Origin of the sequence: Paraburkholderia sp. BR10923 (assembly GCF_040948765.1) — a bacterium.
GTDB classification, from domain to species: Bacteria; Pseudomonadota; Gammaproteobacteria; order Burkholderiales; family Burkholderiaceae; genus Paraburkholderia; species Paraburkholderia youngii.
In genome coordinates this window covers 1-284 of the sequence record NZ_JBFPKO010000198.1, presented here as the reverse complement: position 1 = coordinate 284, position 284 = coordinate 1, and the positions used below count along the sequence as shown (strand labels likewise).

Here is a 284-nt window from a genome sequence, read left to right as displayed (position 1 = left end):
TTAACCAGATTCGTCATTTCTTGCGTCTCCTCACAGCACCTTGGCTTCGGTCTTCAGCTTCTCGACCAGCGTCTTCACGTCCGGCACTTTCACACCGGCGGAGCGCTTCGGAGGCTCGGCGACCTTCAGCGTCTTCAGACGCGGCGTGACATCGACACCGAGGTCTTCGGGCTTCACCGTTTCCAGCGGCTTTTTCTTGGCCTTCATGATGTTCGGCAGCGTCACGTAGCGCGGCTCGTTCAGGCGCAGATCGGTCGTGACCACGGCCGGCAGCGTCAGCGACA

The 284-nt window shown here is 60.6% G+C and carries 1 pseudogene; it reads right to left on the bottom strand.

From position 1 onward, the window contains the following. Window positions 1-30 precede the first annotated feature (30 nt). A pseudogene (locus tag AB3X94_RS42100) lies at window positions 31-284 on the bottom strand (electron transfer flavoprotein subunit beta/FixA family protein); the annotation flags it as partial.